The sequence below is a fragment of the Streptomyces sp. NPDC021093 genome (assembly GCF_044333135.1).
Classification (GTDB): domain Bacteria; phylum Actinomycetota; class Actinomycetes; order Streptomycetales; family Streptomycetaceae; genus Streptomyces.
This window is the reverse complement of sequence record NZ_JBIRQJ010000005.1, coordinates 370,577-394,814: the sequence shown is the minus strand read 5'-3', so window position 1 is coordinate 394,814 and position 24,238 is coordinate 370,577. Positions and strand designations below refer to the sequence as shown.

The window sequence follows — 24,238 nt, the reverse complement described above, 5'->3', positions numbered from 1 at the left end:
AGCGCGTGCGGTCGGGTGGGCGGGGCTCCGCGTGGGGGCCGCCCCCTTGCCCACCCGTCCCGCCCCCGGGGGGCGGCCCCGCTGCCCAAGGAGGCTAGGCGGGCTCACTGCCCAAGGAGGCTAGGGGGCCAGGGGGCTGAGGAGTCGGCATTTAGGGGCGCGGGGAACTGCGCGATCAGCCACGACGTACCCGCACGATGACCACCGGCCGGCCACGACGCGCCCGCACGGAGACCACCGGCCCCCCCCCGCCCGGTCAGTCCGTGTCGGCTGTTGGTTGGTCCGCGATCTGTTCGTGGTGGCGGATTACTTCCGCGATGATGAAGTTGAGGAGTTTCTCCGCGAAGGCCGGGTCGAGTTTCGCGCTCTCCGCGAGCGCGCGCAGCCGCTCGATCTGGCGGGATTCGCGGGCCGGGTCGGCGGGCGGCAGGTGGTGTTCGGCTTTGAGGTGGCCCACCTGCATGGTGCATTTGAAGCGTTCGGCGAGCATGTGGACGACTGCCGCGTCGATGTTGTCGATGCTGTCGCGGAGCCTGCCGAGTTCGGCACGTACGGCCGGGTCCACGTCGGAGGAGACGGTCGAGACGCTGGAGGTGGCGGCGGGGTCGGCGGGGTCGTTGGGACCCCTGAAGCTGGTCGTCATGGTCAGCGAGCTTACGACCCTCACGTGGTGATCGTCGGCGGATGTTCGGGATCGGGGATCTGGTTGCTCCAGCCGCCGGGGACGGTGCGCCCCTGTTGTTCGCGGAAGCGGACGGGGGCGGTGCCGACGCGTCGGGTGAAGAGGCGGGAGAAGTAGGCGGGGTCGTCGTAGCCGACCCGGCGGGCGACGGCGGCGACGGGGAGTTCGGTGGCGGCGAGGAGTTCCTTGGCGCGGCCGAGGCGGATGCCGAGGAGGTAGTCCTTGGGGCTGCAGCCGGCTCCGCGGCGTACTGCGGTGCGGAGTTCGGCGGGGGTCATGCCGTGCCGGGAGGCGTGTTCGGCGACGGACAGCGGCTGGAACGCGTCGCGGGCGAGTGCCTGGAGTACGGGGTCGCCGTCGGCGCCGAGGTCGGCGCGGGCGCGGCGCAGGGCGACGAGGAGCTCATGGACGGCGGCGCCGGTCTCCACTTCGAGGAGCGGGTTGCCGCGGCGTGCGGCGCGGGCGATGCGGCCGACGGCTGCGCGGGCGCCGGCGGTGTCGGCGAGGGGGACGACGGGGCGGTCCGGTTCTATGTAGCCGAGTTCGGTGTACGTGGCGGTGGCGGGGCCCGTGAAGTCGACGAAGCTCTCGTCCCAGCCGGTTTCCGGGTCGGGTCCGTAGTGGTGCGGGACGCCGGGGGTGACCCAGAGGAGGGCGGGTGCGGTGACGGTGGTGCGGCGGCCGTCGGCGCCCCGGTACCAGCCGGATCCTGAGCTGATGACGACGGCGACGTGGTGGTCGAGGGTGCGGGGGCCGACGGTGGGCAGTGCGCCGTGCTGGAGGCCGACTCCGAGGCAGACCAGGCCCAGCTTGTGGTGGGTGGGGCTGGGGGTGAAGTAGCGCATCCAGGTGTGGTACATCCGCTTGCCTCGTCATCCGTTCGTCCCGCGCGGTCGCCGCACGGTGTTGCGTACGGCGCACGGCACGGTGTCCCGTACAGCGCGCCGCACGGCGTGCCGCACGGTCGTACCCAACCGTCCAACTTCCGTTGATCTTTGTCCATGGACCGGCCGGCCCGCCAGAGGGGAGGGTGAGCCACTGTTGACGTACCGAGGATGGGCGGGGACCGTGGCTGATTTCACGGTGGGTGGGACGGACTTTCTGCTGGACGGGCGGCCGGTGCGGCTGCTGTCCGGTGCGCTGCACTACTTCCGGGTGCACGAGGAGCAGTGGGGGCACCGGCTGTCGATGCTGCGGGCGATGGGGCTCAACTGTGTGGAGACGTACGTCCCGTGGAACCTCCACGAGCCGGCGCCTGGGCGGTTCCACGACGTGGAGGCGCTGGGCCGGTTCCTGGACGCGGCGCAGGAGGCCGGGCTGTGGGCGATCGTCCGGCCCGGCCCGTACATCTGCGCCGAGTGGGAGAACGGCGGGCTGCCGCACTGGCTGACCGGCCCGCTGGGCACGCGCGTGCGCACGCGCGACGGTGCGTATCTGGGGCAGGTGGAGCGGTGGTTCCGGCGGCTGTTGCCGCAGGTGGTGCAGCGGCAGATCACGCGGGGCGGTCCTGTGCTGATGGTGCAGGTGGAGAACGAGTACGGGAGTTACGGCTCCGACCAGGTGTATCTCGGCCGTCTCGCGGGCTTTCTGCGGGAAGTGGGCGTGACCGTTCCGCTCTTCACGTCGGACGGGCCCGAGGACCACATGCTGACGGGCGGGTCGGTTCCGGGGGTGCTGGCGACGGCGAACTTCGGTTCCGGTGCGCGGGCCGCCTTCGACGTGCTGCGGGCGCACCAGCCGTCGGGGCCGCTGATGTGCATGGAGTTCTGGTGCGGGTGGTTCGACCACTGGGGCGCCGAGAAGGTCGTACGGGATGCCGGGGACGCGACGGCGGCGCTGCGCGAGATCCTGGAGTGCGGGGCGTCGGTGAACCTCTACATGGCGCACGGCGGTACGAACTTCGCGGGCTGGGCCGGCGCGAACCGGGCCGGTGAGCTGCACGGCGGTGAGCTTCAGCCGACGGTGACTTCGTACGACTACGGTGCGCCGGTGGACGAGTTCGGGCGGCCGACGGAGAAGTTCTGGCGGTTCCGGGAGGTTTTTGAGGAGTACGCGGAGGGTCCGCTTCCGGAGGTGCCGGAGCCTGTGGCGGTGGTTGAGGCGGTGCTTGAGGCTCCCGTGCGGGTGGACTTCACGGGGTGGGCGCCGCTGGGCGATGTCGTGGAGGCGCTCGGCGGGGAGGAGACGGAGCGCGGGATTCCGGCGACGTTCGAGGAGTTGGGGGTGGGCCGTGGCCTGGTCCGTTACCGGGTGGACGTGCCGGGGCCGCGGCAGCCGTACCCGCTGGGTGTGCGCGGGCTGCGGGACCGGGCTGTGGTGTACGTCGACGGGGTGCGGGCGGGGGTGCTGACGGCCGAGGACGCGTATCTGGCGGAGCCGGTGGCGGGGCCCGCGGCGGTGGAGCTGTGGGTGGAGTCGCTGGGCCGGGTCAATTACGGGCCGCGGGTCGGGGAGTCGAAGGGGCTGACCGGGGGCGTCCTGCACGAGCGGCAGTATCTGCACGGGGTGCGGTCGCGGGGTCTGGGCCTGGAGGCGTTCGACGATGCGGCGGCGGTGCGGAAGGTTCCGGTGCGGGCGGCGGTGGGGGGTGCGGCGGGGCTGTACGTGGGCGAGTTCGCCGTCCCGGCAGCCGGCGCGGTCCCTACTGCCAGGGGCGCGGGACTCGAACTCCCGGGGTGGACACGGGGGTTCGTGTGGGTGAACGGCTTCTGCCTGGGGCGGTACTGGCCGGGGGCGGGGCCGCAGGAGGCGCTCTATGTGCCGGGGCCGATCTTGCGGGAGGGGGCCAACGAGGTGTGGGTGCTTGAGGTGGAGGGCAGCGCGGAGGACTTGGCGGGGCGGGTGGGGTAGGACGGGTCCGGGGTGGGGCGGTGGCGAGGGCGTGCGGTCGCGGTGGAGGGCCTGCCGCGGTGGGGGGCAGGCATTTAGGGGCGCGGGGAACTGCGCGACCAGCCACGACGCACCCGCACATGCCCACCCGCCGCCCTACGCCGAGCAGCCCGCACGAAGCCCACCCGCCGCCCTGCGCCGAGCAGCCCGCACGGAGCCCACCCGCCGCCCCGCGCCCAAGCGGCCCGCACGTACAACCCACCCGCTCCACAGCAAAGCGGGGCGGCGACGCGGGAAATGCCGACCCGCACCCACGCGCCCCGCCCCTCATGCCTCCGCGGAGCTAGAGCCCCGCTGCCGCCTTCTCAATGTCCGCCGCGAAGGTGGACACCTCGGTGTAGACGCCGGGGAAGTCCGGGCGCGCGCACCCGTTGCCCCAGCTCACGACGCCGACCTGGACCCATGCGCCCGCGTTGTCCTTGCGGAACATCGGGCCGCCCGAGTCGCCCTGGCAGGTGTCGGTGCCGCCCTCGGGGAGGCCGGCGCAGAGCTCTTCGCCCGCGATGAGGTCGCCGTACGCCTTGGTGCAGCTGGCGTCGTCGACGAACGGCACGGTGGCCTTGAGGAGGTAGCGCTGCTGGCTGCCGCCCTCCTTGTCGGCGCCCCAGCCGGCGATGGTGAAGTCGCCGCTGTTGAGGCTCGCGTCGGTGGCGAGCTTCAGGGTGGGCTGGTCGATGGGCTTGGCCAGCTTGATGAGCGCCCAGTCCTTGCCGCGGCCGTTGTAGCCGGGGGCCTGGAGGACCTTGGTGGAGTTGACCTTGATGGCGTCGGGGCTCTCCAGGTCGACCACGCCGCCGGTGGCGGTGATCGAGGTGTTGTCGCCGGAGCCGTCCACACAGTGGGCGGCGGTGAGGACTATGTCCTTGGCGAGGAGGGATCCGCCGCAGCCCATGGAGAGACGGACCATGAACGGGAACTCGCCCTGGGCGGCGCGCGTTCCTCCTACGACGGGCGGGGTGCCGGCGGCGGTGCTCGCGGAGGCTCCGGCGGGCTGGAGGCTGACGGCGGCGAGTGCGACTGCGCCGACGACTGCAGCTCTCTTGATGGCACTGAGTACGTTGTTCACGGGGTGCCTTTCGTGGGGGGTTGCCATGACGCGCGTTGATGTGTCGCTGTGGGGTGGGCGCGGGCACTGACGCACTCTGTGCGACGGTGGCATGCGCCGGTCAACGCGCTGTTGGATTATGTGGAGTTGATCGACCGGTCGACAAGGGTCCCTTTTCGGCCACCGGCCAAGGGGGTACAAGAAGCCGCAAGAGCACGCGAAGGTACGAGAAAGCACGAGAGGGTACGAACGTGGGCATCGGCAGCGAGGTCGAGCACGGCTTTCCCCACCTGGGCACGGTGCGCTCGGCACTGACCGCGCTGTACCGGCGGATCGGCGAGGACGGGGTGCGGTCGTACGCACCGAGCGTCTTCCCGGTCGACGTGGCGTTCTCCGACGACGAGGACCCGCATCTGGGCGCGCAGTCCGTGGCCCGTGCCCTCGTCTCGCACCTGCATCTGCCCGACGCCCGGATGATCGTCAGTTACCGGGAGATGGAGCACGCCGCGGGCGTCGAACTGACCGCGGGACCGGAGTACTTCATCGAGCTGAACGAGCGCTTCCGCAGCCACCGCAAGGACATCGGCGCCGCCCTCGCGCACGAGATCACCCATGTCCTGCTGCACCGGCTGGACCTGTCCTTCCCGGGCACCCCCGACAACGAGATCCTGACCGACACGGTGACGACGTACCTCGGTGCGGGCTGGCTGCTGCTCGACGCGTACCGGCAGGACGGGGCGTCGAGCCAGAAGCTGGGCTACCTCACGCCGGAGGAGTTCGGATACGTGCTGGCCAAGCGGGCGCTGGCGTTCGGCGAGGATCCCGCCCCCTGGTTCACCAGTGCCGAGGCGTACACGGCGTACACGAAGGGCATGGCGCAGGCCCGCCGGGACACCCAGCAGCCTCCCCTCGCCGCGGCTGGCAGGCTCGCCCGGCACCGGTACGCGAAGGACCGGCGGCAGGCCCAGGAGCACGGCGCGACCGGGAAGCCGGGGCCCCTAGCCGCGTACGCCTTCGAGGGCGAACCGGGTGCGCTGCGCGTCTCGTTCCCGTGCCCGACGTGCCACCAGCGGCTGCGGGTGCCGGTGCGCGGCGGGCTGCGGGCCCGCTGCGGGCTGTGCCGCACCGTGCTGGACTGCGACACCTGAGGGCCGCGGGTCTCGCAGGCCGCAGATCTCGCAGGCCGCGGGTCTCGCAGGCCACACCCGCCCGTCTGGCCCGGCTGGCCCGCGTAGCCCCTGACCTGCGGCAATGGTGGGCGGGGCGCGTAGGGTCAAAGGATGGACGACAAGCCGACAGCGGGCCTGCGGGACCTGTTCGAGGCTGTGCACGGTGACGAGGACGACGCTGTTGTACGGCTGCTTCGGGCGGGCGCCCCGGCCGAGGCCACCGACGAGGACGGGACGACCGTCCTCTATGAGGCGGCGGTGAACGACCGCCGCGGCATGGTGCGGCTGCTGCTCGCCGCGGGTGCCGACCCGGACCGGCCGAGCGGTCCTTCGGGCGGGGACCTGCCGCTGTGCGCGGCGGCGGTGGGCGGTCATGCCGAGGTCGTGCGGACCCTGCTGGTGGCGGGGGCGCGGCCGGACCTGCGCGAGGACTTCGGGTTCACGGCGCTGGCGTGGGCGGCGGGCCGCGGCCATGCCGCGACCGCCGAGGTGCTGCTGGCGCACGGCGCCGATCCGGACCTGCCGGGTCCGGGCGGGGAGCCGCCACTGGTACTGGCGGCGCGGCGCGGTTCACCCGCGACGGTGCGGGTGCTGCTGCGGCACCGGGCGGCGGCGCGGGAAGCCGCGCTGGCGGAGGCGCGGTGGTGGCTTGAAAACGACGTGGCGGACGCGTTGCGGGCGGGGCTGCGACAAACGTACGGGGCGCGGGACGGGGACGAGTTCGTGGCGCGTGAGGTGGTGGAGGAAGGAGGTACGACGGTGGTGGTCGAGCTGCTGCGGGGCGGCCGGCCGGTGGCGGTGGAGGAGCAGCAGACGGGGCATGCGGCCGTGGTCACGCGCCTGGAGTGCGTACTCGGCATCGAAACGCCTCTTGAGGTGCTCGCGGAACGGGCGGTGCGGTCGGGGTCTCCGGAGGGCAACGACTGGCGGGAGTCGGTGGCCGCTCTGTGGCAGCGGGCGGACGTCGGGACGCTGCGGGCGGCGTCGGGGTGGTGCGCGGAAAGCTCCTCGTCTCTGCACCAAACCTTCGCAGCGGATGTGCTGGCCAGGGCGGTGCCGGCGGCCCAGGCGGTGCCGCTGCTGCGGGAGTTGGCGCGGCGCGAGGGTCCCGCCCACCTGACGCGGGCGGCGATACGGGCCCTCGGCCGTCATGCCGATCCGTCGGCGCTGCCGGAGGTGGTGGGGCGGGCGGGCCATGGGGATGCGGGGGTACGGGAGAGGGTGGCGCGGGCACTGGGGCGGTACGGGTCCGCGGCCCCCGCCGAGGCGTTGATCGCGCTCACCCGGGACGAGGACCTCGGGGTCCGGCGCGCGGCGGTCGTCGCACTGTCGCGGGCGGGGGCCGACACGGCGAAGGTCCGGGACGTACTGGCCGAACAGGTCGGAGCCGTCGCGGAAGGTGGCGCTCCGCGCGAGGGGCCGCCCCCTTGCCCACCCTTCCCCAAGCTCTCGGCTTCGCTCAAGCAGGGGAGACCCCACTCGCCCCCGGGGGGCGGCCCCGCTGCCCAAGGGGCTTGGGAGCAGGCATTTAGGGGCGCGGGGAACTGCGCGACCAGCCACGACGCACCCGCACGACGACCACCCGCCCCTCAGGCCACCCGCGTCACCAACGCACCCGCGCCCCTCTCCCCCGCCGACCCCGCCTACGCCGAAGCCGCCCGGGGCCTGGCCGTTCGCCAGGATCCCCGGGCGGCCGAAGCCTTGCTCCGGGTGCTCTCGGACGGCGGCCCGGACGGTGCCGCCCGCGCCGTCGCCGTGGCCGCGCTCGACGACGTACGCGACGAAGCGCTCAGGCTCCGCCTGGAGTGGACGTCACCGCGGATCCGGTGACATACCCCCTCCCGACGCCACCTTGACCGCGATGTCGTTGACCGCCGCCCAGCTGAACGCCATCGCGGGCCCGATGGTGGCCCCGGGTCCCGGATATGTCTCGCCCATGACGGCCGCCGAGCAGTTGCCCGACGCGTACAGGCCCTCGATGGCGGTGCCGTCCTCGCGCAGGACGCGTGCGTCGGCGTCCGTGACGAGGCCGCCCTTGGTGCCGATGTCGCCGGGGTGGACGGGGATCGCGTAGTACGGGCCCTTCTCCAGCGGGGCGAGGTTGGGGTTGGGCAGGGTCGGGTCACCGTAGTAGCGGTCGTAGACGCTGTCGCCGCGGCCGTGGTCCTCGTCCTTGCCCGCGTCGGCGAAGCGGTTGAAGCGCCGTACGGAGGCGGGCAGTTCGGGTGCCTTGATCAGGGTCGCGAGCTGCTCGATCGTCGCGGCCTGCTTCAGGAAGCCGGTCCGTGTCCAGGACTTGGGGAAGGGCTGGCCGGGGAAGAGCCCCGCGAAGAGGTAGCGGGACTTGGAGCGGGCGTCGAGGATCAGCCAGGACGGGACGGTCGTCGCCTCCGGCCGGTCCGCCTCGTACATCGCGTCGACGAACCGGTGGTACGGCGCCGCCTCGTTGGCGTACCGCTCCCCCGCTGCGTTGACGATCACCATGCCCGGGATACCGCGGTCGGCGACCAGGAAGAAGGAAGGCTCGCCCGGCGGACAGACCGACGGTGCGCCCCACACCTTGTCCAGCAGGTCCGTCGCCGCGCCCAGTTCCTCACCGAGCCGCAGCGCGTCGCCGACCTGCCCCTCGGAGGCGTGCGTCCAGGCGCTCGACGTGGGTGCCGGGAGGTGCTTCTCGCGCAGTTCCTGGTTGTGCGAGAAGCCCCCGGACGCGAGGACGACGCCGCCCTTTGCCCGCACGGTGACCTCCTTGCCGTCCCGGGTGACGCGCACACCGGTGATCCGGCCGCCGTCCTCCTCCTCCCGCACGAAGGCGGTCAGCGGCGCGGACAGCCACAGGTGGGCGCCGTGCTTCTCCAGGGAGAGCCGCAGCCTGGCGATCAGCGCCTCGCCGAGCGAGACCAGCTTCTTGCCGGTGACCAGCGCCTTCGCGGCCCGGACGCCGACCTTGAGGGAGGCCTTCCGGCCCGCCCAGGTGCGGCCGATCATGTTCACGTACCGGAAGTCGTACGAGGTGATGGTGAGGCCGTACGTGGGCAGGCCCGCGCGGCGCATGTCGCGGGCCAGCGGTCCGAGCTTCCTGAGGTCGGCGATGCACGGCTCGATGGAGCGGCCCATGGCCATGCCGCCCATGGCCTCGGGGAAGTAGTCCGAGTAGCCGGGGGTGTACATGAACCGGACGTCGGTGCGGTCGTGGAACTCCCTGACCATGCGTGTCCCGTGGTCGAGGTACGCCTCTTTGCGGGCTGCCGGTACGCGGTCGCCGACGGTGGCGTCGAGGTAGGCGAGGGCCTTCTCGCGGGTGTCGCCGAGGCCCGCCTCGTCGAGGTGGAAGTTGGTGGGCACCCATATCGCGCCGCCGGACAGGGCGGTGGAGCCGCCGTACTTGTCGGTCTTCTCGACGACGAGGGCGGACAGGCCGCGCAGCCGGGCGGTGAGGGCGGCTGCCAGGCCGGCGGCGCCGGAGCCGACCACGACGACGTCGTACGTGTGGTCCCAGTGCGGTCCTGATGCCTGAGGTGCCGTCTGCGGTGCCGTCATGAGAACACTCCGGTGGCGTAGTCACTGCGGAAGTAGAGCAGGGGTGCTCCGTCGTCGCGCGCGTGGAGATCGAGGACGCGGGCGGTGATCACGTAATGATCACCCGCTTCGTGGACGGCGTACAGCTCACAATCGACCGTGGCCAGCGCGTTGTTGATGCGGACTGTGCCGTTCCGGGTGCGGGCCCAGTCGACCCCGGCGAACTTGTCCGAGCCCTTGCGGCCGAGGGCCGCGCAGGTGTCGGCCTGGTCGTCGGCGAGGATGCTCACCCCGAACCGGCCCGCCCGCTCGACCTTGGGCCAGCTGCTGGAGGCCTTGCCGACGCAGAGCAGGACCAGCGGCGGGTCGAGGGAGAGCGAGACGAACGACTGACAGGCGAGGCCGACCGGCTTCCCGTCCTCGTCGAGGGCGGCGACGACGGTGACGCCGCTGGCGAAACGTCCCAGCACATCTCGGAACTTTTCTGGATCTGTCGGGAACTCCCCTGCGGCTCCCGGCCGTTCTTCCTGTGTGGAGTGGTTGTCGCCCGTGGAGTGGTTGCCGCCCGTGGAGTGGTTGCCGCCCGTGGAGTGGTTGTCGCCTGCAGGGTGGTTGCCGCCCGTCAGCCGTTCCACTGGTGTCCCCAGAAACTGTCCGAAGTCATTTCCTTCGCCACCCAGTCGGCGGGGTCGACGATCAGTCCGTCCCAGCCGTACTCGACCTGGAAGCCACCCGGCGCCTGGGCGTAGAAGGAGACCATGTGGTCGTTCGAGTGACGGCCCAGAGAGGAGGCGATCGGCACTCCGGCCTTCTGCATGCGGTCCAGGCAGTAACCGACGTCGTCGAGGGTTTCCAGCTCGACCATGAAGTGCACGATGCCGGGCGGCAGCGCGCCCGGGTAGAGGCCCAGGCTGTGGTGGCGGCGGTTGGGGCTGAGGAAGTGCATCGTGTAGAAGTCCTCGCCCGGCCTGCCCGTGGGCACGGCGACGGGCGGCAGCTTCATCGAGTCGCGCAGCTGGAAGCCGAGCACGTTCTCGTAGAACGCACGGGTCTCGGCGGTGTCCGGTGCGGGGACCACGACGTGCCCGAGCCCGAGGTTCCCGGCCTTCGGGGTCGAGGTGACGAAGCGGTTGCCGTACGGGGTGCCGAGCGGGCTGTGGTCCTGGGCCTGGCCCCAGAAGATCTCCAGGGGGTTTCCGCTGGGGTCCTGGAGGTGCAGGAGGCCCTGGACCCGGCGTTCGGCGAGGGCGGCCGCGTCGCCCTGCTTGACGACGACTCCGGCCGCTTCGAGTTCGGCGGCGGTGGCGGCGAGGGCTGCCGCGTTCGCGACCTCGAAGCCGGCGGCGAGCAGCTTGTCCGTCTCGCCGGCGACGATCTGGAAGCGGTGGATCCGGTCGTCGATCCGGAGGTTCAGCTGCTGCTCGGTGGAGCCTTCGGCCTCGACCATGCCGAGGATGTCGAGGGTGTAGGTGCGCCACTCGTCGAGCTTGGTGGTTTCGAGGCGCAGATAGCCAAGAGCGCGGATGTCCATGGGAGTTGGCGGCCCTTCGAGGCGGAAGTACGAGACGGAAGGAGGTGGAGCGAGACGGCACGGCACGGGATGGCAATGCACGGCACGGCACGGCACGGGATGGCACGCGACGGCACGGCACTGCACTGCACTGCACTGCTCGGGACAGGACGGGTCGGTCAGTGGCGGAAGAAGTCGAGGGCGAGGCGGTTGAACTCGGCCGCCTGCTCCCGCTGCGCCCAGTGCCCGCAGTGCGGGAAGACGTGCAGCCGCGCGTCGGGGATGGCCTTGAGGGCGACGAGTGCGCCGTCGAGGGGGTTGACCCGGTCCTCTCGGCCCCAGGTGAGCAGCGTCGGCTGGGTGATGCGGTGCGCCTCGCGCCAGAGCATGGTGTCCTCGGGCCACTTGGCGAAGGACGCGCCCATGCGGGCGTTGCCGAGGGCCGCCTCGGGGTCGGTGGCCTGCGCGTACCGCTCGTCGATCAGTTCGTCCGTGACGGTTCCCGGGTCGTGCGCGAGGGTGGTGAGGAAGGTCCGCATCTGCTCGCGGGTGGGCGTGGCCGCGCCGCTGAACTCGAAGAGCCGTTTGATGCCTTCGGTGGGGTCGGCGTGGAAGAGGTTCAGGGAGACTCCGCCGGGGCCCATCAGCAGCAGTTTGGCGACCTTGTCCGGGTGGTTGAGCGCCATCCGGGTGGAGGTGCCGCCGCCGAGCGAGTTGCCGAGGAAGTGCGCGCGGGCGATGTCCAGTTCGTCCATCAGGGCGGCCACGGCGTCGGCGGCGTACGAGAAGAAGTCCTTGTCGGGCTCCGGCTTGTCGGACTTGCCGTAGCAGGGCTGGTCGACGAGGAGCGTACGGAAGTGCTCGGCGAAGACGGGCAGGTTGGCGCCGAAGTTGGACCAGCCGGAGGCGCCGGGGCCACCGCCGTGCAGCATGATCACGACGGGGGTGTCCGGGGTCGCGTCGGCGGGAGCGGCCTCGTGGTAGTGCAGGGTCAGCCCGGCGGCCTTGGCGGTGCGGGAGCTGGACCCGTAGGTGATCTCGGCGGGCACGGTCGGGTTGCTCACAGCATCGTGTCCTGGATGTCGAGGCCGAGGGCGCCCTGGCCGAACAGGACCAGGGCCCGCTCGGGGTCGTTGGCGGCGTGTCCGCGGCCGGTGTGGACGTCGCGCCAGGCGCGCTGGACGACGTTGGAGGCCTTGTTGCGCATGGCGCTGCCGCCTGCGTTCTCCATCAGCAGGTCGACGGCGGCCACGGAGCGTTCGGTGGCGAGGACCTGGTCGCGGCGGGCCCGGGTGCGCAGTTCGGTCGGCAGTTCCTCGTCGCGCGCGGCGAGGTCGTACAAGTCGGTGATGTTGCGCACCAGTTGGAGCCAGGAGGCGTCGATGTCGCTGGCCGCGCGGGCGATCCTGACCTGGGCGAAGGGGTCCTCGGCGACCTGCTGGCCGTACGAGACGCGGAAGCGCTCGCGGGTGGCGGCGACGTACGCCTCGTAGGCGCCCTCGGCGATGCCGACGATCGGGGTGGAGATGGTGGTGGTGAAGACGGAGGCATAGGGGAGCCTGTACAGCGGCTCCGGGTTGACCTCCTGGCCGGGCGTCTTCAGCGCGGTGACCGGGCCGAAGCTGAGGGCGCGGTGCTCGGGTACGAAGACGTCCTCGCAGACGATGTCGTTGGATCCCGAGCCGCGCAGGCCGACGGTGTCCCAGACGTCGTTGACGCGGTAGTCGGTGCGCGGGACGAGGAAGGTCCGCATGTCGACGGGGCGGCCCTCGGCGTCGTTGACCATGCCGCCGAGCAGGGCCCAGTCGGTGTGGTCGCAGCCGGAGGAGAAGTGCCAGGCCCCGGTGACCCTGAAGCCGCCGTCGACGACGGTGACCTTGCAGGTGGGGGCGTACGAGGAGCAGATGCGGGTGCGGGGGTCCTCGCCCCACACCTCGTCCTGGGCGCGTACGTCGTAGAGGGCGACGTGCCAGGGGTGGACGCCGACGACGGAGGAGACCCAGCCGGTGGAGCCGCAGGCCTTGGCGATCTCCTTGACGGCCGTGTAGAAGGCGGCGGGGTGCGCGGCGAGGCCGCCGTACCGCTTGGGCTGGAGGAGACGGAAGAACCCGGTGGACTCCAGTTCCTTGATGCTGGTCTCGGGGACCTTGCGCTGCGCCTCGGCCTCGGCGGCTCGCTCGCGCAGTGCGGGGGCCAGGGCGCGGACCGCTGCGAGGACTTCGAGGACTTCTTCGTCACCCATGCGTGTCGCCTCTCGGGAAGTGCGGGATCGAGTGGAGTGGCAGGAACGTACGCCCCGCCGTGCGGGCACGAAATACCGGGTTCCCACTCAGCGGGAAGCACGGCCGACGGCCGACGCGAACCCCGTCGCGCCCCTGTTACGCCCCTGTCGCGTCCCCCGCCGCACCTCCGCCGCACTCTCGCCGCACCCCCGCAATGTATTCCGAAACGAAATACCTCAGTACGACCCCTTCCCCCCGTACCGACCCCCGTGACAAGGTCGCCCCAAGGCCGCCAGCGTGTCCGCAATGTCGCGGATGCGCACCGCACACAGGGGTTCCTCTCATGTCTGAGCAGACCGCGATCGCGGAGATGTTGACACGTGACAGTTCGGGGCGACCGAAGCCGGGCGATTCCCGGCCCGGCGATCCTCCGCTGTCCCTGCTCGAAAAGGCCGCCGAGGTGCTCGGTGCCTTCGACGGGCCCGAGCCGAGGCTCTCCCTCACCGAGGTCGTCCGCCGCTCCGGCATCCCCCGCTCCTCCGCGCACCGCATCCTCGACCAGCTGGTCGGGCTGCGCTGGCTGGACCGCGAGGGCCGCGACTACCGGATGGGGATGCGGATGCTGGAGCTGGGCGCGCTCGCCTCGCACCACAACCGGCTGCGCCGCGCGGCGCTCCCCCGACTGCACGCCCTGCACGAGCAGACCGGCCACCTGGTCCACCTGTCGGTCCTGGACGGCACCGAGGTGGTCTACCTGGAGCGGATCGGCGGCCTCGACGACGCGTCCGTCCCCTCCCGGGTGGGCGGCCGGATGCCCGCGTACTGCACGGCGGCGGGCAAGGCGGTCCTGGCGTTCAGCGAGCCGGACGCCGCCGAGCGCGTCATCGCCGCCGGTCTGCGCCCGCGCACCCCGTCCACCCTGGCCCGTCCCGCCCTCCTGCGGCAGGAGCTGGCCGCCGCCCGCGACCGGGGCATCGCCTTCGACCGCGAGGAGGCCTTCCGCTCGGTTGCCTGCGTGGCGGCCCCGCTGCGCGGCGCGGGCCGGGCAGTCGCCGCGATCTCCGTGTCCTGCAAGGGCGGGGCGACGGTCCACCGTGAGCTGGAACGCCTCGCGCCGGCCGTCCTCGCCTGCTCGCGCGCCGTGTGGCGCGAGCTGTACGGTCCGGGCCGCGCCCGGTCCCGTACGGCAGCAGCCACCCCGCCCGTGCCGCCCGTGCCGCAGCCCCGGATGTCGGAGCAGGCGATGGACAACATGATGGGGTGGCTGAGCCGCAGCGAGTGGATGTGAGCGGTTGCGGCCCGGACTGTGAACCGGGCTGCGGACCGGACTGTGAACCGGGCTGTCAGCAGCCGTACTTGACCAGGTCGAACGACTTGTAGTGGTCGGCCGTGTAGTAGTCCTCCTGCACCTTGTCGCCCGTCACGATGCGCTTGGCGCCGCGGGTGGGCGCGCCCGGCGTGACGACGGTGTACTCGTGGTAGTACCCGTTGGTCTGGCTCGGCAGGATGCCCTCGCGGTTCTTGAAGACGGTCCCGTCCTGCTCGTACGGGAAGGGGCCGCCCTTCTCGATGAGCGTCAGGGTGTCGTGCGCCTGGGACGGCAGCTTGGAGTAGCAGATGTCACCGACTGCCTTGATGCCCTGGGCGGTGGAGACCGAGGCATGGGCGACGGGGGTCGAGGCGGTGGCGACGCCACCTGCGAGGAGAGCGGACGTGAGGGCGAAGGCGCCGCCGAGTACGGCGATTCGTGGGGGGATTCGCATGCGTTCATTGATGCGCGTAGAGCGCACCGGGGTCAACGCCAACTACCTTGAATTCCCCGGACGTTCACTTCGTGCGCACCAGGCAAAGAATCGTGCGCGCCAGCGGGAGGATCAGTCGTAGGCGATCTCCACCCGCGTGCTCAGCGGCACCGTCTGACAGGCCAGTACGTACCCCTCGGCCAGGTCCTCCTCGTCCAGCACGTCGTTGCGCAGCATCTTCACCTCGCCCGACACGACCCGGCAGCAGCACGCGCTGCACGCGCCCTCGCGGCAGGAGAACGGTGCGTCGACCCCGGCCGCCAGCATCGCGTCGAGCAGGGGGACCTCGGCCGCCCAGCCCACCTCGTGCTCCTCGCCGTCCAGGGAGACCCCGGCGGTGTACGAACCGTCGGACGCGACCGTCACCGGGTCGAGGTCGAAGACGTCGTCGGCCAGCGAGAAGTACTTCTCCCGGTGCACGGCGTCCGCCCCGGCCGCCCGCAGCGCCTGCTCCGCGGCGTCCATCAGCGGGGCGGGCCCGCACAGGTAGGCGTCGCGGCCGGCGTACGCGGCGAGGGCCGCGCCGAGCATCCCGGCCGTGGGCAGCCCCTGGAGGGACTCCAGCCAGTGCACGACGGCGAGCCGCCCGGGGTGGGCCTCGGCGAGCCCCCACAGTTCGTCGCGGAAGATGACCGAGCCCTGGTCGCGGTTGGCGTACAGCAGCGCCACCTGCCCCCGCCCCGCACTCAGCACCGACTTGAGGATCGACATGCACGGGGTGATGCCGCTGCCCCCTGCCACCAGGACCACGTCCCGGTCCAGGTCGCCGGGGGTGAAGGTGCCGCCCGGCGGGAGCACCTCCAGCTCGTCGCCGGCCGTCACCTCCTCGCAGACCCAGCCGGAGCCGAGTCCGCCGGCCACCCTCTTCACCGTGACCTTCATGGGCTCCCCGGTGTGCGGGGAGCTGGCCAGGGAGTAGCACCTGGCGGCTCCGCCCGGGACCCTGACCGTGAGGAACTGACCTGGTGTGTAGGGGAGTTGGGCGTCGAGGACCAGCGACACCGCGTCGTCCGTCTCCCGTACGACCTCCGCGACCCGCACCTTCACCGACGCGCCCCGGGCTGCCCGCCCGTCCACCGATGCACCCGCGGCCCGCCCGTCCACAGACGTGCCCGCGGCCCGCCCCTCCACCGACGCGCTCACGGCCCGCCCACCTCCAGCAGTCCCGAGCGGACCGCCGCGTCGATCGACGTGCGCAGCTCGCCGCAGGAGCGGACCCGGGCGCTGAGCTCGCCCGCCGCGACCTTCTCCCGTATCCGCGGGCAGACCTCGGCGGCCTCGTCCGTCCACTGGATCTGCGTGTGGGCGGGGCTGAACTTCTCGCACAGCACCTGGTTTCCGCAGGCGGCGCACTCGACGGCGCGCATCACGCGCCGGCCCCCGCGGCACCCGCGGCGGCTTCGGCCGCTTCGGCCGCCTCGCGTGCGGCGATGTGAGCCTGCACCTCGGCGCGCCACGCCTCGTTGGCCCGGGTGGTGTCGATCTCGAACTCGAAGCGGCGCACCATCTCGTCCTTGACGTCGGCGACGTCGACGTAGAACTGCTCGTACCAGCGCCTGAGTTGGTAGACCGGGCCGTCCTCCTCGGTCAGCAGCGGGTTGTCGATCCGGGTCTTGTTCCGCCAGATCTCGACGTCCTGCTCGAAGCCGACCGCGAGGCCTTCGGAGGTCGCGCGTGCGGCGTCGGCCGCCTGCTCGTCGGTCATGCCGGGGAGCTTCTTGACGATCGCCCCGTACATCAGCATGAAGCTGTTCTCGTCGATCGGGTAGTGGCAGTTGATCAGGACGGACTCCATCTCGGCGCCGCCGCCGACGTCCGCCCACAGCTTGTCGATCATGTACGAGGGGCCGTGGTACGAGGCGTCGGAGCGCAGCCCGCCCTGGGCCGACAGCGTCCCCAGGTCGATGTCGGGGCGCGGCGAGGACTCCATGTACTGGGTGGCGACGTGCCCGTCGAAGACGTTCTTGAAGTACTCGGGGAACGCGTAGTGCACGTAGTAGAAGTGCGCCATGTCGACGACGTTGTCCACGATTTCGCGGCAGTTGGAGTTCTCGACGCGCATCGTGTGCCAGGACCAGTCGCTCCACTCGCCCGCGTCGGGGCCGTGCACGCCCTCGATCTCGGGGATGGTGACGTCTTCGGTGGGTTTGCTGCCCTCGGGGTCGTTCCAGACGTAGAGCTGCCTGTTGCGCTCCAGCGTCGGCCAGGCGCGGGTCTTGGCGCGCGGGGGGACCCGGCGGGCGTACGGGATGCCCGCGCACTTGCCGTTTCCGGCCCAGCGCCAGTCGTGGAAGGGGCAGGCGACGGCGTTGCCCTTGACGGTGCCGTGGGCCAGGTTGCCGCCCATGTGCGGGCAGTAGGCGTTGAGGACGTGCAGTTCGCCGTCGTCCTCGCCCCGGAAGACGACGAGCTTGGTGCCGAAGGCCTCGATCTCGTGCGGCTCGCCGTCCCGGAAGTCGGCGGCGAGGCCGACGCAGTGCCAGCCGCGGGCGTAGCGGGTGGGCAGGGCTGCCGCTTCGATGACGCGTACTTCCTCGTCCGGCGCTGTCTTCTCGGACTGCTGAACTGACATGGCTCTCCCCCTACTTGACGGTCGCGGCGTGCGACTGGGTGGATTCTGCGGCAAGTTCCAGGGCGATGTCGATCAGTTGGTCCTCCTGGCCGCCGACGAGCCCGCGTCCGCCCGCGCGCAGCAGGATCTCGGCCCCGGAGACGCCGTAGCGCTCGGCCTGCCGGTAGGCGTGCTTGAGGAAGCTGGAGTACACCCCGGCGTGCCCCATCATCAGCGACATGCGGTCGAGCAGGCACTCGTCGTCCATGACGGGCCGGACGACGTCCTCGGCCGCGTCGATGATCCTGAGCACGTCGATGCCGGTACGGATCCCCATCTTCTGGCAGACGGCGGCGAACGCCTCGACGGGGGTGTTGCCCGCCCCGGCCCCCAACCGCCGGGTGGAGCCGTCTATCTGCAGCGCACCGGCGCGCACGGCTGCCACCGAGTTCCCCACCCCGAGGCCGAGGTTCTCGTGCCCGTGGAAGCCGACCTGTGCGTCGTCGCCCAGCTCGGCGACGAGCGCCGCGACCCGGTCCGTCACGTCGTCCATGACCATCGCCCCGGCCGAGTCGACGACGTACACGCACTGGCACCCGGCATCGGCCATGATGCGGGCCTGCCCTGCGAGGTTCTCGGGCGTCGTCGAGTGCGCCATCATCAGGAACCCGACCGTCTCCAGACCCCTCTCCCGGGCGAGTCCGAAGTGCTGGACGGAGATGTCGGCCTCGGTGCAGTGGGTGGCGATGCGGCAGACGGAGCCGCCGTTGCCGTGGGCCGCCCGGATGTCGTCCTTGACGCCGAGTCCCGGCAGCATCAGGAAGGCGATCCTCGCCTGCTGCGCCGTGTCGGCGGCGATCTTGATGAGCTCCTGCTCGGGCGTCCTGGAGAAGCCGTAGTTGAAGGAGGACCCGCCGAGCCCGTCGCCGTGCGTGACCTCGATGACGGGGACCCCCGCACCGTCGAGGGCGCCGACGATGTTCCGTACGTCCGCAGCGGTGAACTGGTGGCGCTTGGCGTGCGAGCCGTCGCGCAGGGAGGAGTCGGTGATGCGGATGTCCAGGTTCTCGGAGTACGTCATCACGTGTGCATCCCCTTCGCGAGCTCCTCGCCGACCTTGGTGGCGGCGGCGGTCATGATGTCGAGGTTTCCTGCGTACGGCGGCAGGAAGTCCCCCGCCCCCTCGACCTCCAGGAAGATCGCGACGCGCGCCATCCCCCCGTTCATGGGGATGGGGTCTCCCCTGTTCGAGCGAAGCCGAGAACTTGGGGAAGGCTCGTCGAACTGCGGTTCCGTGCGCAGCCGGTAGCCGGGTACGTACGTGGCGACGTCCTCGGCGACCTGCTTGACGGACGTGATGATCGCCTCGCGGTCGGCGCCCTCGGGGATCGCGCAGAAGACGGTGTCCCGCATCATGACGGGCGGGTCGGCGGGGTTGAGGATGATGATCGCCTTCCCCCGCTCTGCGCCGCCGATCTCCTCGATGCCGCGCGAGGTGGTGCGGGTGAATTCGTCGATGTTGGCCCTGGTCCCCGGCCCGGCGGAGACGGACGCGACCGAGGCGACGATCTCGGCGTAGGCGACGGGGACGACCCGCGAGACGGCGTACACCATGGGGATGGTGGCCTGCCCGCCACAGGTGATCATGTTGACGTTGTCCCGGTCGAGGTGCGCGGTGAGGTTCGCGGGCGGTACGACGGCGGGTCCGACGGCGGCCGGGGTGAGGTCGACGGCCTTGATGCCGAGCGCGGCGTAGCGCGGGGCGTTCGCCCGGTGCACGTACGCGGAGGTCGCCTCGAAGACGAGATCCGGCAGCTCGTCCTGGGCGAGCAGCCGGTCCACCCCCTCGTGACCGGCCTCGATGCCCAACTTCCGGGCGCGGGCGAGGCCTTCGCTCTCCGGGTCGACGCCGATCATCCAGCGGGGCTCGATGTGCGGGGAGCGCCGGAGCTTGTAGAGCAGGTCGGTCCCGATGTTGCCGGAGCCGACGATGGCGGCGGTGGCCTTCTTCTTGGTCATCGTTGCGTACCTCAGCAGAAGGAGAGGGAGACGGAGCCGAGCCCGGAGAACCCGGCGGTGTAGGTCCGGCCCGCGACCACGTCGACCGCGCGGGTGCAGGACCCCGGGAGCACCAGGTGCCCCTTGCGCAGCGGCACGCCGAAGCGGGCGACGGTACGGGCCAGCCAGGCGACGGAGGAGGCGGGGTCGCCGAGGACGGCGTCGCTGCGGCCTTCGGCGAGCAGGTCGCCGTCGCAGTGCAGGGTGGCGTCGACGGCCCGCAGGTCCAGCTCGCGCGGGTCGCGGCCCTCGCCGATGACGTATCCCGCCGAGGAGGCGTTGTCGGCGATGGTGTCGACGATGCCGATCTTCCAGTCGACGATCCGACTGTCGATCAACTCCAGTGCGGGGACGACGAGTTCGGTGGCCGCGAGCACGTCAGCGACGGTGCACCCGTCCCCGGGCAGGTCGTCCCCGAGTACGAACCCGACCTCGACCTCGACGCGCGGCGCGCAGAAGCGGGCGGCCGGCACGGGCCGGTCCTGGTACAGCTGCATGTCGTCGAGGAGGTGCCCGTAGTCGGGCTCGTCGACGCCCATCATCTGCTGCATGACCGGGGACGAGAGCCCGACCTTGTGCCCGGTGACGCGGGCGCCCGCGGCGGTGCGGTGACGGATGTTGAGGAGCTGGATCTCGTACGCGTCCTCGGTGGTGATGCCGGGCAGGGCGCCGCTCGCGGCGAGCGGGGGGACGGGCGTACGGCTGTGCTCGGCGGAGCGCAGCAGCTCCGCGGCCTCCTGCCTCCTGCGGTCGTCGAGCATGGGGCGGTCCTCCAGGGGCGGTGGGGCGGTGCGTTGCGGCGAGGCTAAGCGGGAGTGGCTGCCGCCCGGGAGGCCGATTTCCCACTGACCGGGAAAGGGGGCGGGGCGGGACAGAAGCACGCTCTGTCCCGCCCCGCCCCCTTGCTTCGGCGCCCTCTACAGCGGCGGTTCCGCGAACAGTTCGCGGAGCCAGCGCAGCACGTCGGCCCCGTCCCCCGGGCCCGCGCCCGCCTCGGGGAAGAGCCGGCCCCAGGACCCCGCACGCGCCACCGCGCCGAGCCTGCACGCCAGGCTCACCGCCCGCCGCAGCTCGGCGGCCGTGTGCCCGTTGCCGGTCCACGGTTCCAGATAGGCGTCGCGCAGCCGGGGCAGCGCGTCGGCCCCGTACCGGCCGCGGGCGGCCCGCGCGTTGACGAGCAGGCTGCCGAAGGGGTGTCCGACGACGGCGTCGCCCCAGTCGAAGAAGGCGTACCGGCCGGGGTGGTCCGCGCCGGGCGCGAAGACCTGTGCCTCGTGCAGGTCGGAGTGGTCGATGGAGTCGGGCACCCCGATCCCCGCCAACTCACCGCACCACTCGACGACTTGGGGGACCCTCGTGAGCAGCTGGTGCTTCTCCGCCGCGTCGAGTGCGGTGCTGTCGGTCACCATCCGCTCGTACGTCTGCGGCAGCACGCCCACCCGCATGTTCGGCACGCCGAGGGCCTCGGCCCGGTCGGCGTACGGGATCAGGGCCTGCTGCATGGTGGCGTACTGCCGCAGCGGCTCCTCCCAGGCGCGCGCGTCCGCCTCTGCCCGGCTTCCCCCGTTGAGTACGTCCGCGAAGAGCGTGCCTCCGTCGGGCCACAGCGCCCAGCCGCGCTCGGGGTCGACGGCGTACGGACGCAGGACGTGCTCGGGCACCCACCGGGCGAGGGCCTCGCCGAGGCCGGCCTCGAAGGCGGAACCGGGGGGATTGGCCTTGAACCAGGCACCGGCGCCGGCTTCCAGGGGGAGTCGCACGAGGATCGACCAGGGTCGGACGCGGACGGTGCGTGGGGCCGAGGCCGCCCGGAGGCCGGACTCGTGCAGGGCTTGCTCGGCCCAGGCGAGGGCTTCCCGGCGCCAGTCGGGGTGATCCCAGGGGGTGGGGGTCCCGGCGTAGTTGCCCTGGTCGAGGGTGGTTTCTGCGTGCGCGGCGTTCATGGGGGCATCCCATCACCTGGCGGGGCGCCCTCTCGACCGGATTTCCGCTTCGCGGGTGGTCGTCGTGCGGGTGCGTCGTGGCTGGTCGCGCAGTTCCCCGCGCCCCTAAATGCCTGCCCCCTACCCCCCTAGCCCTCTTGGGCAGCGGGGCCGCCCCCCGGGGCGGAACGGGTGGGCAAGGGGGCGGCCCCCACGCGGAGCGCACCCTCCCCCGACCGCACGCCCCCGACACCGCCCCTCCCCGCGTCGACGATCCTCACACCCGCCGCACCCGCAGCACCCCCGTCCGCATCGGCAGACTGAACTCCCCGCGCGCCGTCTCCGGCACACCCGCCAGGTATCCGCGGATCCGCCCCACCGCCTCCCCCCGCTCCCCCTCCGGCATGACCAGCATCCCCGCCCGCGTCGCCAGCGTCGCCACGAGAGAGTCGGCCGTACGGCGCTGCCCGTGCGGAAACTCCGCCTGCTCCGGCGAGCCGAACCGGGCGGCCGCCCCGTTCTTCGGAAGGTGCATGCCGGTCGTCGCGGCCCGCCAGGCGGCGGGCGTGTCGCGTGGGCCGACGGCCGCGCTCCCGCTGACCCGCGCGAGCCCGGCGACCCACTCGACCTGGTCGTCCATGAGGTTCCACAGCCCGGCCAGGATGCCGCCGGGCGCGAGGACCCTGGCGATCTCGGGTCCCGCGACGGCCATGTCGAACCAGTGCATGGCGTTGCCCGCCAGCACGGCGTCGACGGAGGCGTCCGGCAGCGGAATCCCCTCTGCGCTGCCCGGCAGGGCACGGACGCCCGGGAGTGAACGGTGCAGCTCGGCCAGCATGGCCGGGTCGGGCTCGACCGCGACGGCTTCGGCGCCGAGCGCGACCAGCGTGGCGGTCAGCTTGCCGGTGCCGGCACCGAGGTCGAGCACGCGTGGGCCGGGCGCTGGTTCGAGCGCCCAACGCACCGCGTTCTGCGCGTAGTCCGGACGGTGCTCGGCGTACTGGACCGCCGCCGCACCGAATGACGAGGCATGAAGCAACTGTTCGTCCTGATCCACCCGGTCACCATAACCGCGCCGAAAACTGCAGGCGGGGCGATCACGAATCCTGTCCAACTCCCCGGGAAGTGACGGACGTTGCACAGGAGCGACCACCGCCCCGTCCCCTACCTCGCCCCGTACACCCCCTGCGGCACCTCCGCCTCCCCCAGCAACTTCGCCGCCGCCTCCCCCGCTTCCGCAGGGGTCCAGCGCGCCCCCTTGTCCGCCGTCGGGCCCGGTCGCCAGCCCTCCATCACCGTGATCCGGCCCGCCTCCGCCTCGAAGACCCGGCCGGTGACGCCGTCGGACCCTGCCGAGCCCAGCCACACCACCAGCGGCGACACGTTCTCCGGGGCCATGGCGTCCCACGAACCCTCCGCCGGTGCCGCCATCGTCTCCGCGAAGGTCTGCTCGGTCATCCGCGTCCGCGCCGCCGGCGCGAGGGCGTTCACCTGTACCCCGTACCGCCCCATCTCCGCCGCGGCGACCAGCGTCAACCCGACGATCCCGGCCTTCGCGGCGGAGTAGTTGCCCTGGCCGACACTTCCCAACAACCCGGCCCCGGAGCTGGTGTTGACGACCCGCGCCGCCCGCTGCCGCCCTGCCTTGGCCTCCGCCCGCCACCACTGCGCGGCGTGCTTCAGCGGCAGGAAGTGGCCCTTCAGGTGGACCCGCATGACGGCGTCCCAGTCGTCCTCGTCGAGGTTGACCAGCATCCGGTCGCGCAGGAAGCCCGCGTTGTTGACCAGGGTGTCGATGCCGCCGAAGGTCTCCACGGCCGTCGCGATCAGCGAGGCCGCGCCCTCCGGGGCGGCGATGTCGCCGCCGTGCGCGACCGCCTCCCCGCCCCCGGCACGGATTTCCGCGACGACCTCGTCCGCCGGGCTCTGCGACGCGCCCGCCCCGTCCGCGCTCACACCCAGGTCGTTGACCACGACCCTCGCGCCCTCGGCGGCGAAAGCCAGTGCGTGCGCACGCCCCAGCCCGCGGCCGGCACCGGTCACCGCCACGACACGCCCCTCAGCGATACCCATCTCAGTCCTCCTCCGACTTGTTCACAGTTGCCGCGTCAAGAAAGGCGGGGCGTTCCCCGCCCCCGTGCACCAGCAGCGACGCGCCGTTCACGTACGCCGCCCTGTCCGAGGCGAGGAAGACCGCCGCGTCGCCGATGTCGGAGGGCTCGGCCATCCGGCCCGCCGGAATCGTCCGGGCGACCGAGGCCAGCCCCTCCTCGTCCCCGTAGTGGAGGTGTGACAGCTCGGTCCGCACCATCCCCAGCACCAGGGTGTTCACCCGTACGTCCGGGGCCCACTCCACCGCCATCGAGCGCGTCAGGTTCTCCAGGCCCGCCTTCGCCGCCCCGTACGCGGCGGTCCCCGGTGACGGACGGGTGCCGCTCACGCTGCCGATCATCACGATCGACCCGCGCACCGCCTTCAGGTGCGGATACGCGGCGAGGGAGGCGTTCAACGGCGCGACGAGGTTCAGTTCGATCACCCGTGCGTGCCGGTCGGCGCCGCCGTCATCCAGCAGCCGGTACGGGGTGCCTCCGGCGTTGTTGACCAGCACGTCCAGGCGTCCGTACGACTCCGCGACCCCGGCGAAGAAGCCCTCGACCGCATCCGCCGAGCGCAGGTCGACCGGCCTGAACCCGGCCTTCCGCCCGCCCGCTTCGACCGGCCCGTCCGGTGGTCTGCGGGCGCAGACCAGAACCTCCGCGCCCGCCTCCAGGAAGGCCCGCGCGATGCCCGCGCCGACCCCCCGGGTGCCACCTGTGACGACGGCAACCCTCCCGTCCAGTTCCATTCGCTGCTACCTTCCTGACTCAAC

23 protein-coding genes are annotated in these 24,238 nt (G+C 72.0%); 4 read left to right on the top strand and 19 right to left on the bottom strand.

Annotated features, from left to right (window positions below; all coding sequences use genetic code 11):
* Window positions 1–256: 256 nt before the first annotated feature.
* Entirely contained in the window at window positions 257–643 is a 387-nt protein-coding gene (locus ACH4SP_RS17845) for a chorismate mutase (protein WP_398415815.1), read from the bottom strand.
* A gap of 20 nt (window positions 644–663) precedes the next feature.
* Complete coding sequence (locus ACH4SP_RS17840; RefSeq protein ID WP_398415813.1) at window positions 664–1,542, bottom strand: helix-turn-helix domain-containing protein; 879 nt, start codon at window positions 1,540–1,542, stop codon at window positions 664–666.
* Window positions 1,543–1,750: 208 nt separating this feature from the next.
* On the opposite strand from ACH4SP_RS17840, the gene ACH4SP_RS17835 reads away from it, so the two are divergent.
* Complete coding sequence (locus ACH4SP_RS17835) at window positions 1,751–3,532, top strand: beta-galactosidase family protein (RefSeq protein ID WP_398415811.1); 1,782 nt, start codon at window positions 1,751–1,753, stop codon at window positions 3,530–3,532.
* Window positions 3,533–3,854: 322 nt separating this feature from the next.
* Here the strand turns inward: ACH4SP_RS17835 and ACH4SP_RS17830 are convergent, their stop codons facing one another.
* Window positions 3,855–4,664, bottom strand: a complete 810-nt coding sequence (locus ACH4SP_RS17830) for a S1 family peptidase (protein ID WP_398415809.1) — start codon at window positions 4,662–4,664, stop codon at window positions 3,855–3,857.
* Between the two features lie 203 nt (window positions 4,665–4,867).
* Here ACH4SP_RS17830 and ACH4SP_RS17825 point away from each other — a divergent pair, with 203 nt between their 5' ends.
* Together ACH4SP_RS17825 and ACH4SP_RS17820 are read left to right on the top strand one after the other, a co-directional pair.
* Window positions 4,868–5,764 carry a hypothetical protein gene (locus ACH4SP_RS17825; protein WP_398415807.1) on the top strand — a complete coding sequence of 299 codons (897 nt, stop codon included), beginning with the start codon at window positions 4,868–4,870 and terminating at the stop codon, window positions 5,762–5,764.
* A gap of 132 nt (window positions 5,765–5,896) precedes the next feature.
* The gene (locus tag ACH4SP_RS17820; RefSeq protein ID WP_398415805.1) at window positions 5,897–7,615 is read left to right on the top strand and encodes an ankyrin repeat domain-containing protein; all 1,719 of its coding nucleotides are present in this window, start codon (window positions 5,897–5,899) and stop codon (window positions 7,613–7,615) included.
* Here the strand turns inward: ACH4SP_RS17820 and ACH4SP_RS17815 are convergent.
* The 5 genes from ACH4SP_RS17815 to hsaA all read right to left on the bottom strand — a co-directional run bounded on the left by ACH4SP_RS17815 (window position 7,598) and on the right by hsaA (window position 13,056).
* Window positions 7,598–9,325, bottom strand: a complete 1,728-nt coding sequence (locus tag ACH4SP_RS17815) for an FAD-dependent oxidoreductase (protein WP_398415803.1) — start codon at window positions 9,323–9,325, stop codon at window positions 7,598–7,600. The two genes, ACH4SP_RS17820 and ACH4SP_RS17815, sit on opposite strands and share 18 nt — an antisense overlap.
* A complete protein-coding gene (locus ACH4SP_RS17810; protein ID WP_398415801.1) occupies window positions 9,322–9,939 on the bottom strand; it encodes a flavin reductase family protein in 618 nt (205 codons plus the stop codon). Before ACH4SP_RS17810 ends, ACH4SP_RS17815 begins: the two co-directional genes overlap by 4 nt.
* Window positions 9,927–10,835 carry a VOC family protein gene (locus tag ACH4SP_RS17805; protein WP_398415799.1) on the bottom strand — a complete coding sequence of 303 codons (909 nt, stop codon included), beginning with the start codon at window positions 10,833–10,835 and terminating at the stop codon, window positions 9,927–9,929. Before ACH4SP_RS17805 ends, ACH4SP_RS17810 begins: the two co-directional genes overlap by 13 nt.
* A gap of 158 nt (window positions 10,836–10,993) precedes the next feature.
* The gene (gene hsaD / locus ACH4SP_RS17800) at window positions 10,994–11,878 is read right to left on the bottom strand and encodes a 4,5:9,10-diseco-3-hydroxy-5,9,17-trioxoandrosta-1(10),2-diene-4-oate hydrolase (protein WP_398415797.1); all 885 of its coding nucleotides are present in this window, start codon (window positions 11,876–11,878) and stop codon (window positions 10,994–10,996) included.
* Entirely contained in the window at window positions 11,875–13,056 is a 1,182-nt protein-coding gene (hsaA, locus tag ACH4SP_RS17795) for a 3-hydroxy-9,10-secoandrosta-1,3,5(10)-triene-9,17-dione monooxygenase oxygenase subunit (RefSeq protein WP_398415794.1), read from the bottom strand. Before hsaA ends, hsaD begins: the two co-directional genes overlap by 4 nt.
* A gap of 323 nt (window positions 13,057–13,379) precedes the next feature.
* Here hsaA and ACH4SP_RS17790 point away from each other — a divergent pair, with 323 nt between their 5' ends.
* Complete coding sequence (locus ACH4SP_RS17790; protein WP_398415792.1) at window positions 13,380–14,324, top strand: IclR family transcriptional regulator; 945 nt, start codon at window positions 13,380–13,382, stop codon at window positions 14,322–14,324.
* A gap of 55 nt (window positions 14,325–14,379) precedes the next feature.
* Here the strand turns inward: ACH4SP_RS17790 and ACH4SP_RS17785 are convergent, their stop codons facing one another.
* From ACH4SP_RS17785 to ACH4SP_RS17735, 11 genes are all read right to left on the bottom strand, one after another.
* Window positions 14,380–14,799 (bottom strand): ribonuclease domain-containing protein, encoded by a 420-nt coding sequence (locus tag ACH4SP_RS17785; protein ID WP_398415790.1) that lies wholly within the window; start codon window positions 14,797–14,799, stop codon window positions 14,380–14,382.
* A 111-nt stretch (window positions 14,800–14,910) separates the two neighbouring features.
* A complete protein-coding gene (locus ACH4SP_RS17780; RefSeq protein WP_398415788.1) occupies window positions 14,911–15,981 on the bottom strand; it encodes a 2Fe-2S iron-sulfur cluster-binding protein in 1,071 nt (356 codons plus the stop codon).
* Window positions 15,978–16,205, bottom strand: coding sequence for a hypothetical protein (locus ACH4SP_RS17775; protein WP_398415786.1), 228 nt, complete (start codon window positions 16,203–16,205; stop codon window positions 15,978–15,980). Before ACH4SP_RS17775 ends, ACH4SP_RS17780 begins: the two co-directional genes overlap by 4 nt.
* Entirely contained in the window at window positions 16,205–17,410 is a 1,206-nt protein-coding gene (locus ACH4SP_RS17770; RefSeq protein ID WP_398415784.1) for a Rieske 2Fe-2S domain-containing protein, read from the bottom strand. The genes ACH4SP_RS17775 and ACH4SP_RS17770 overlap by 1 nt, the downstream gene beginning before the upstream one ends.
* A 10-nt stretch (window positions 17,411–17,420) precedes the next feature.
* A complete protein-coding gene (gene dmpG, locus ACH4SP_RS17765) occupies window positions 17,421–18,470 on the bottom strand; it encodes a 4-hydroxy-2-oxovalerate aldolase (RefSeq protein WP_398415782.1) in 1,050 nt (349 codons plus the stop codon).
* Window positions 18,470–19,408: an acetaldehyde dehydrogenase (acetylating) gene (locus ACH4SP_RS17760; protein ID WP_398415780.1), complete on the bottom strand. Its 939-nt coding sequence runs from the start codon at window positions 19,406–19,408 to the stop codon at window positions 18,470–18,472. The genes dmpG and ACH4SP_RS17760 overlap by 1 nt, the downstream gene beginning before the upstream one ends.
* A gap of 11 nt (window positions 19,409–19,419) precedes the next feature.
* Window positions 19,420–20,208: a 2-keto-4-pentenoate hydratase gene (locus ACH4SP_RS17755; protein ID WP_398415778.1), complete on the bottom strand. Its 789-nt coding sequence runs from the start codon at window positions 20,206–20,208 to the stop codon at window positions 19,420–19,422.
* A gap of 156 nt (window positions 20,209–20,364) precedes the next feature.
* Window positions 20,365–21,390 carry an aminoglycoside phosphotransferase family protein gene (locus tag ACH4SP_RS17750; protein WP_398415776.1) on the bottom strand — a complete coding sequence of 342 codons (1,026 nt, stop codon included), beginning with the start codon at window positions 21,388–21,390 and terminating at the stop codon, window positions 20,365–20,367.
* 256 nt (window positions 21,391–21,646) lie between these two features.
* Window positions 21,647–22,426, bottom strand: coding sequence for a class I SAM-dependent methyltransferase (locus tag ACH4SP_RS17745; protein WP_398415774.1), 780 nt, complete (start codon window positions 22,424–22,426; stop codon window positions 21,647–21,649).
* Window positions 22,427–22,533: 107 nt separating this feature from the next.
* Window positions 22,534–23,442, bottom strand: coding sequence for an SDR family oxidoreductase (locus tag ACH4SP_RS17740; RefSeq protein WP_398415772.1), 909 nt, complete (start codon window positions 23,440–23,442; stop codon window positions 22,534–22,536).
* Window position 23,443: 1 nt separating this feature from the next.
* Entirely contained in the window at window positions 23,444–24,214 is a 771-nt protein-coding gene (locus ACH4SP_RS17735; RefSeq protein ID WP_398415770.1) for an SDR family oxidoreductase, read from the bottom strand.
* Between the last annotated feature and the right edge of the window lie 24 nt (window positions 24,215–24,238).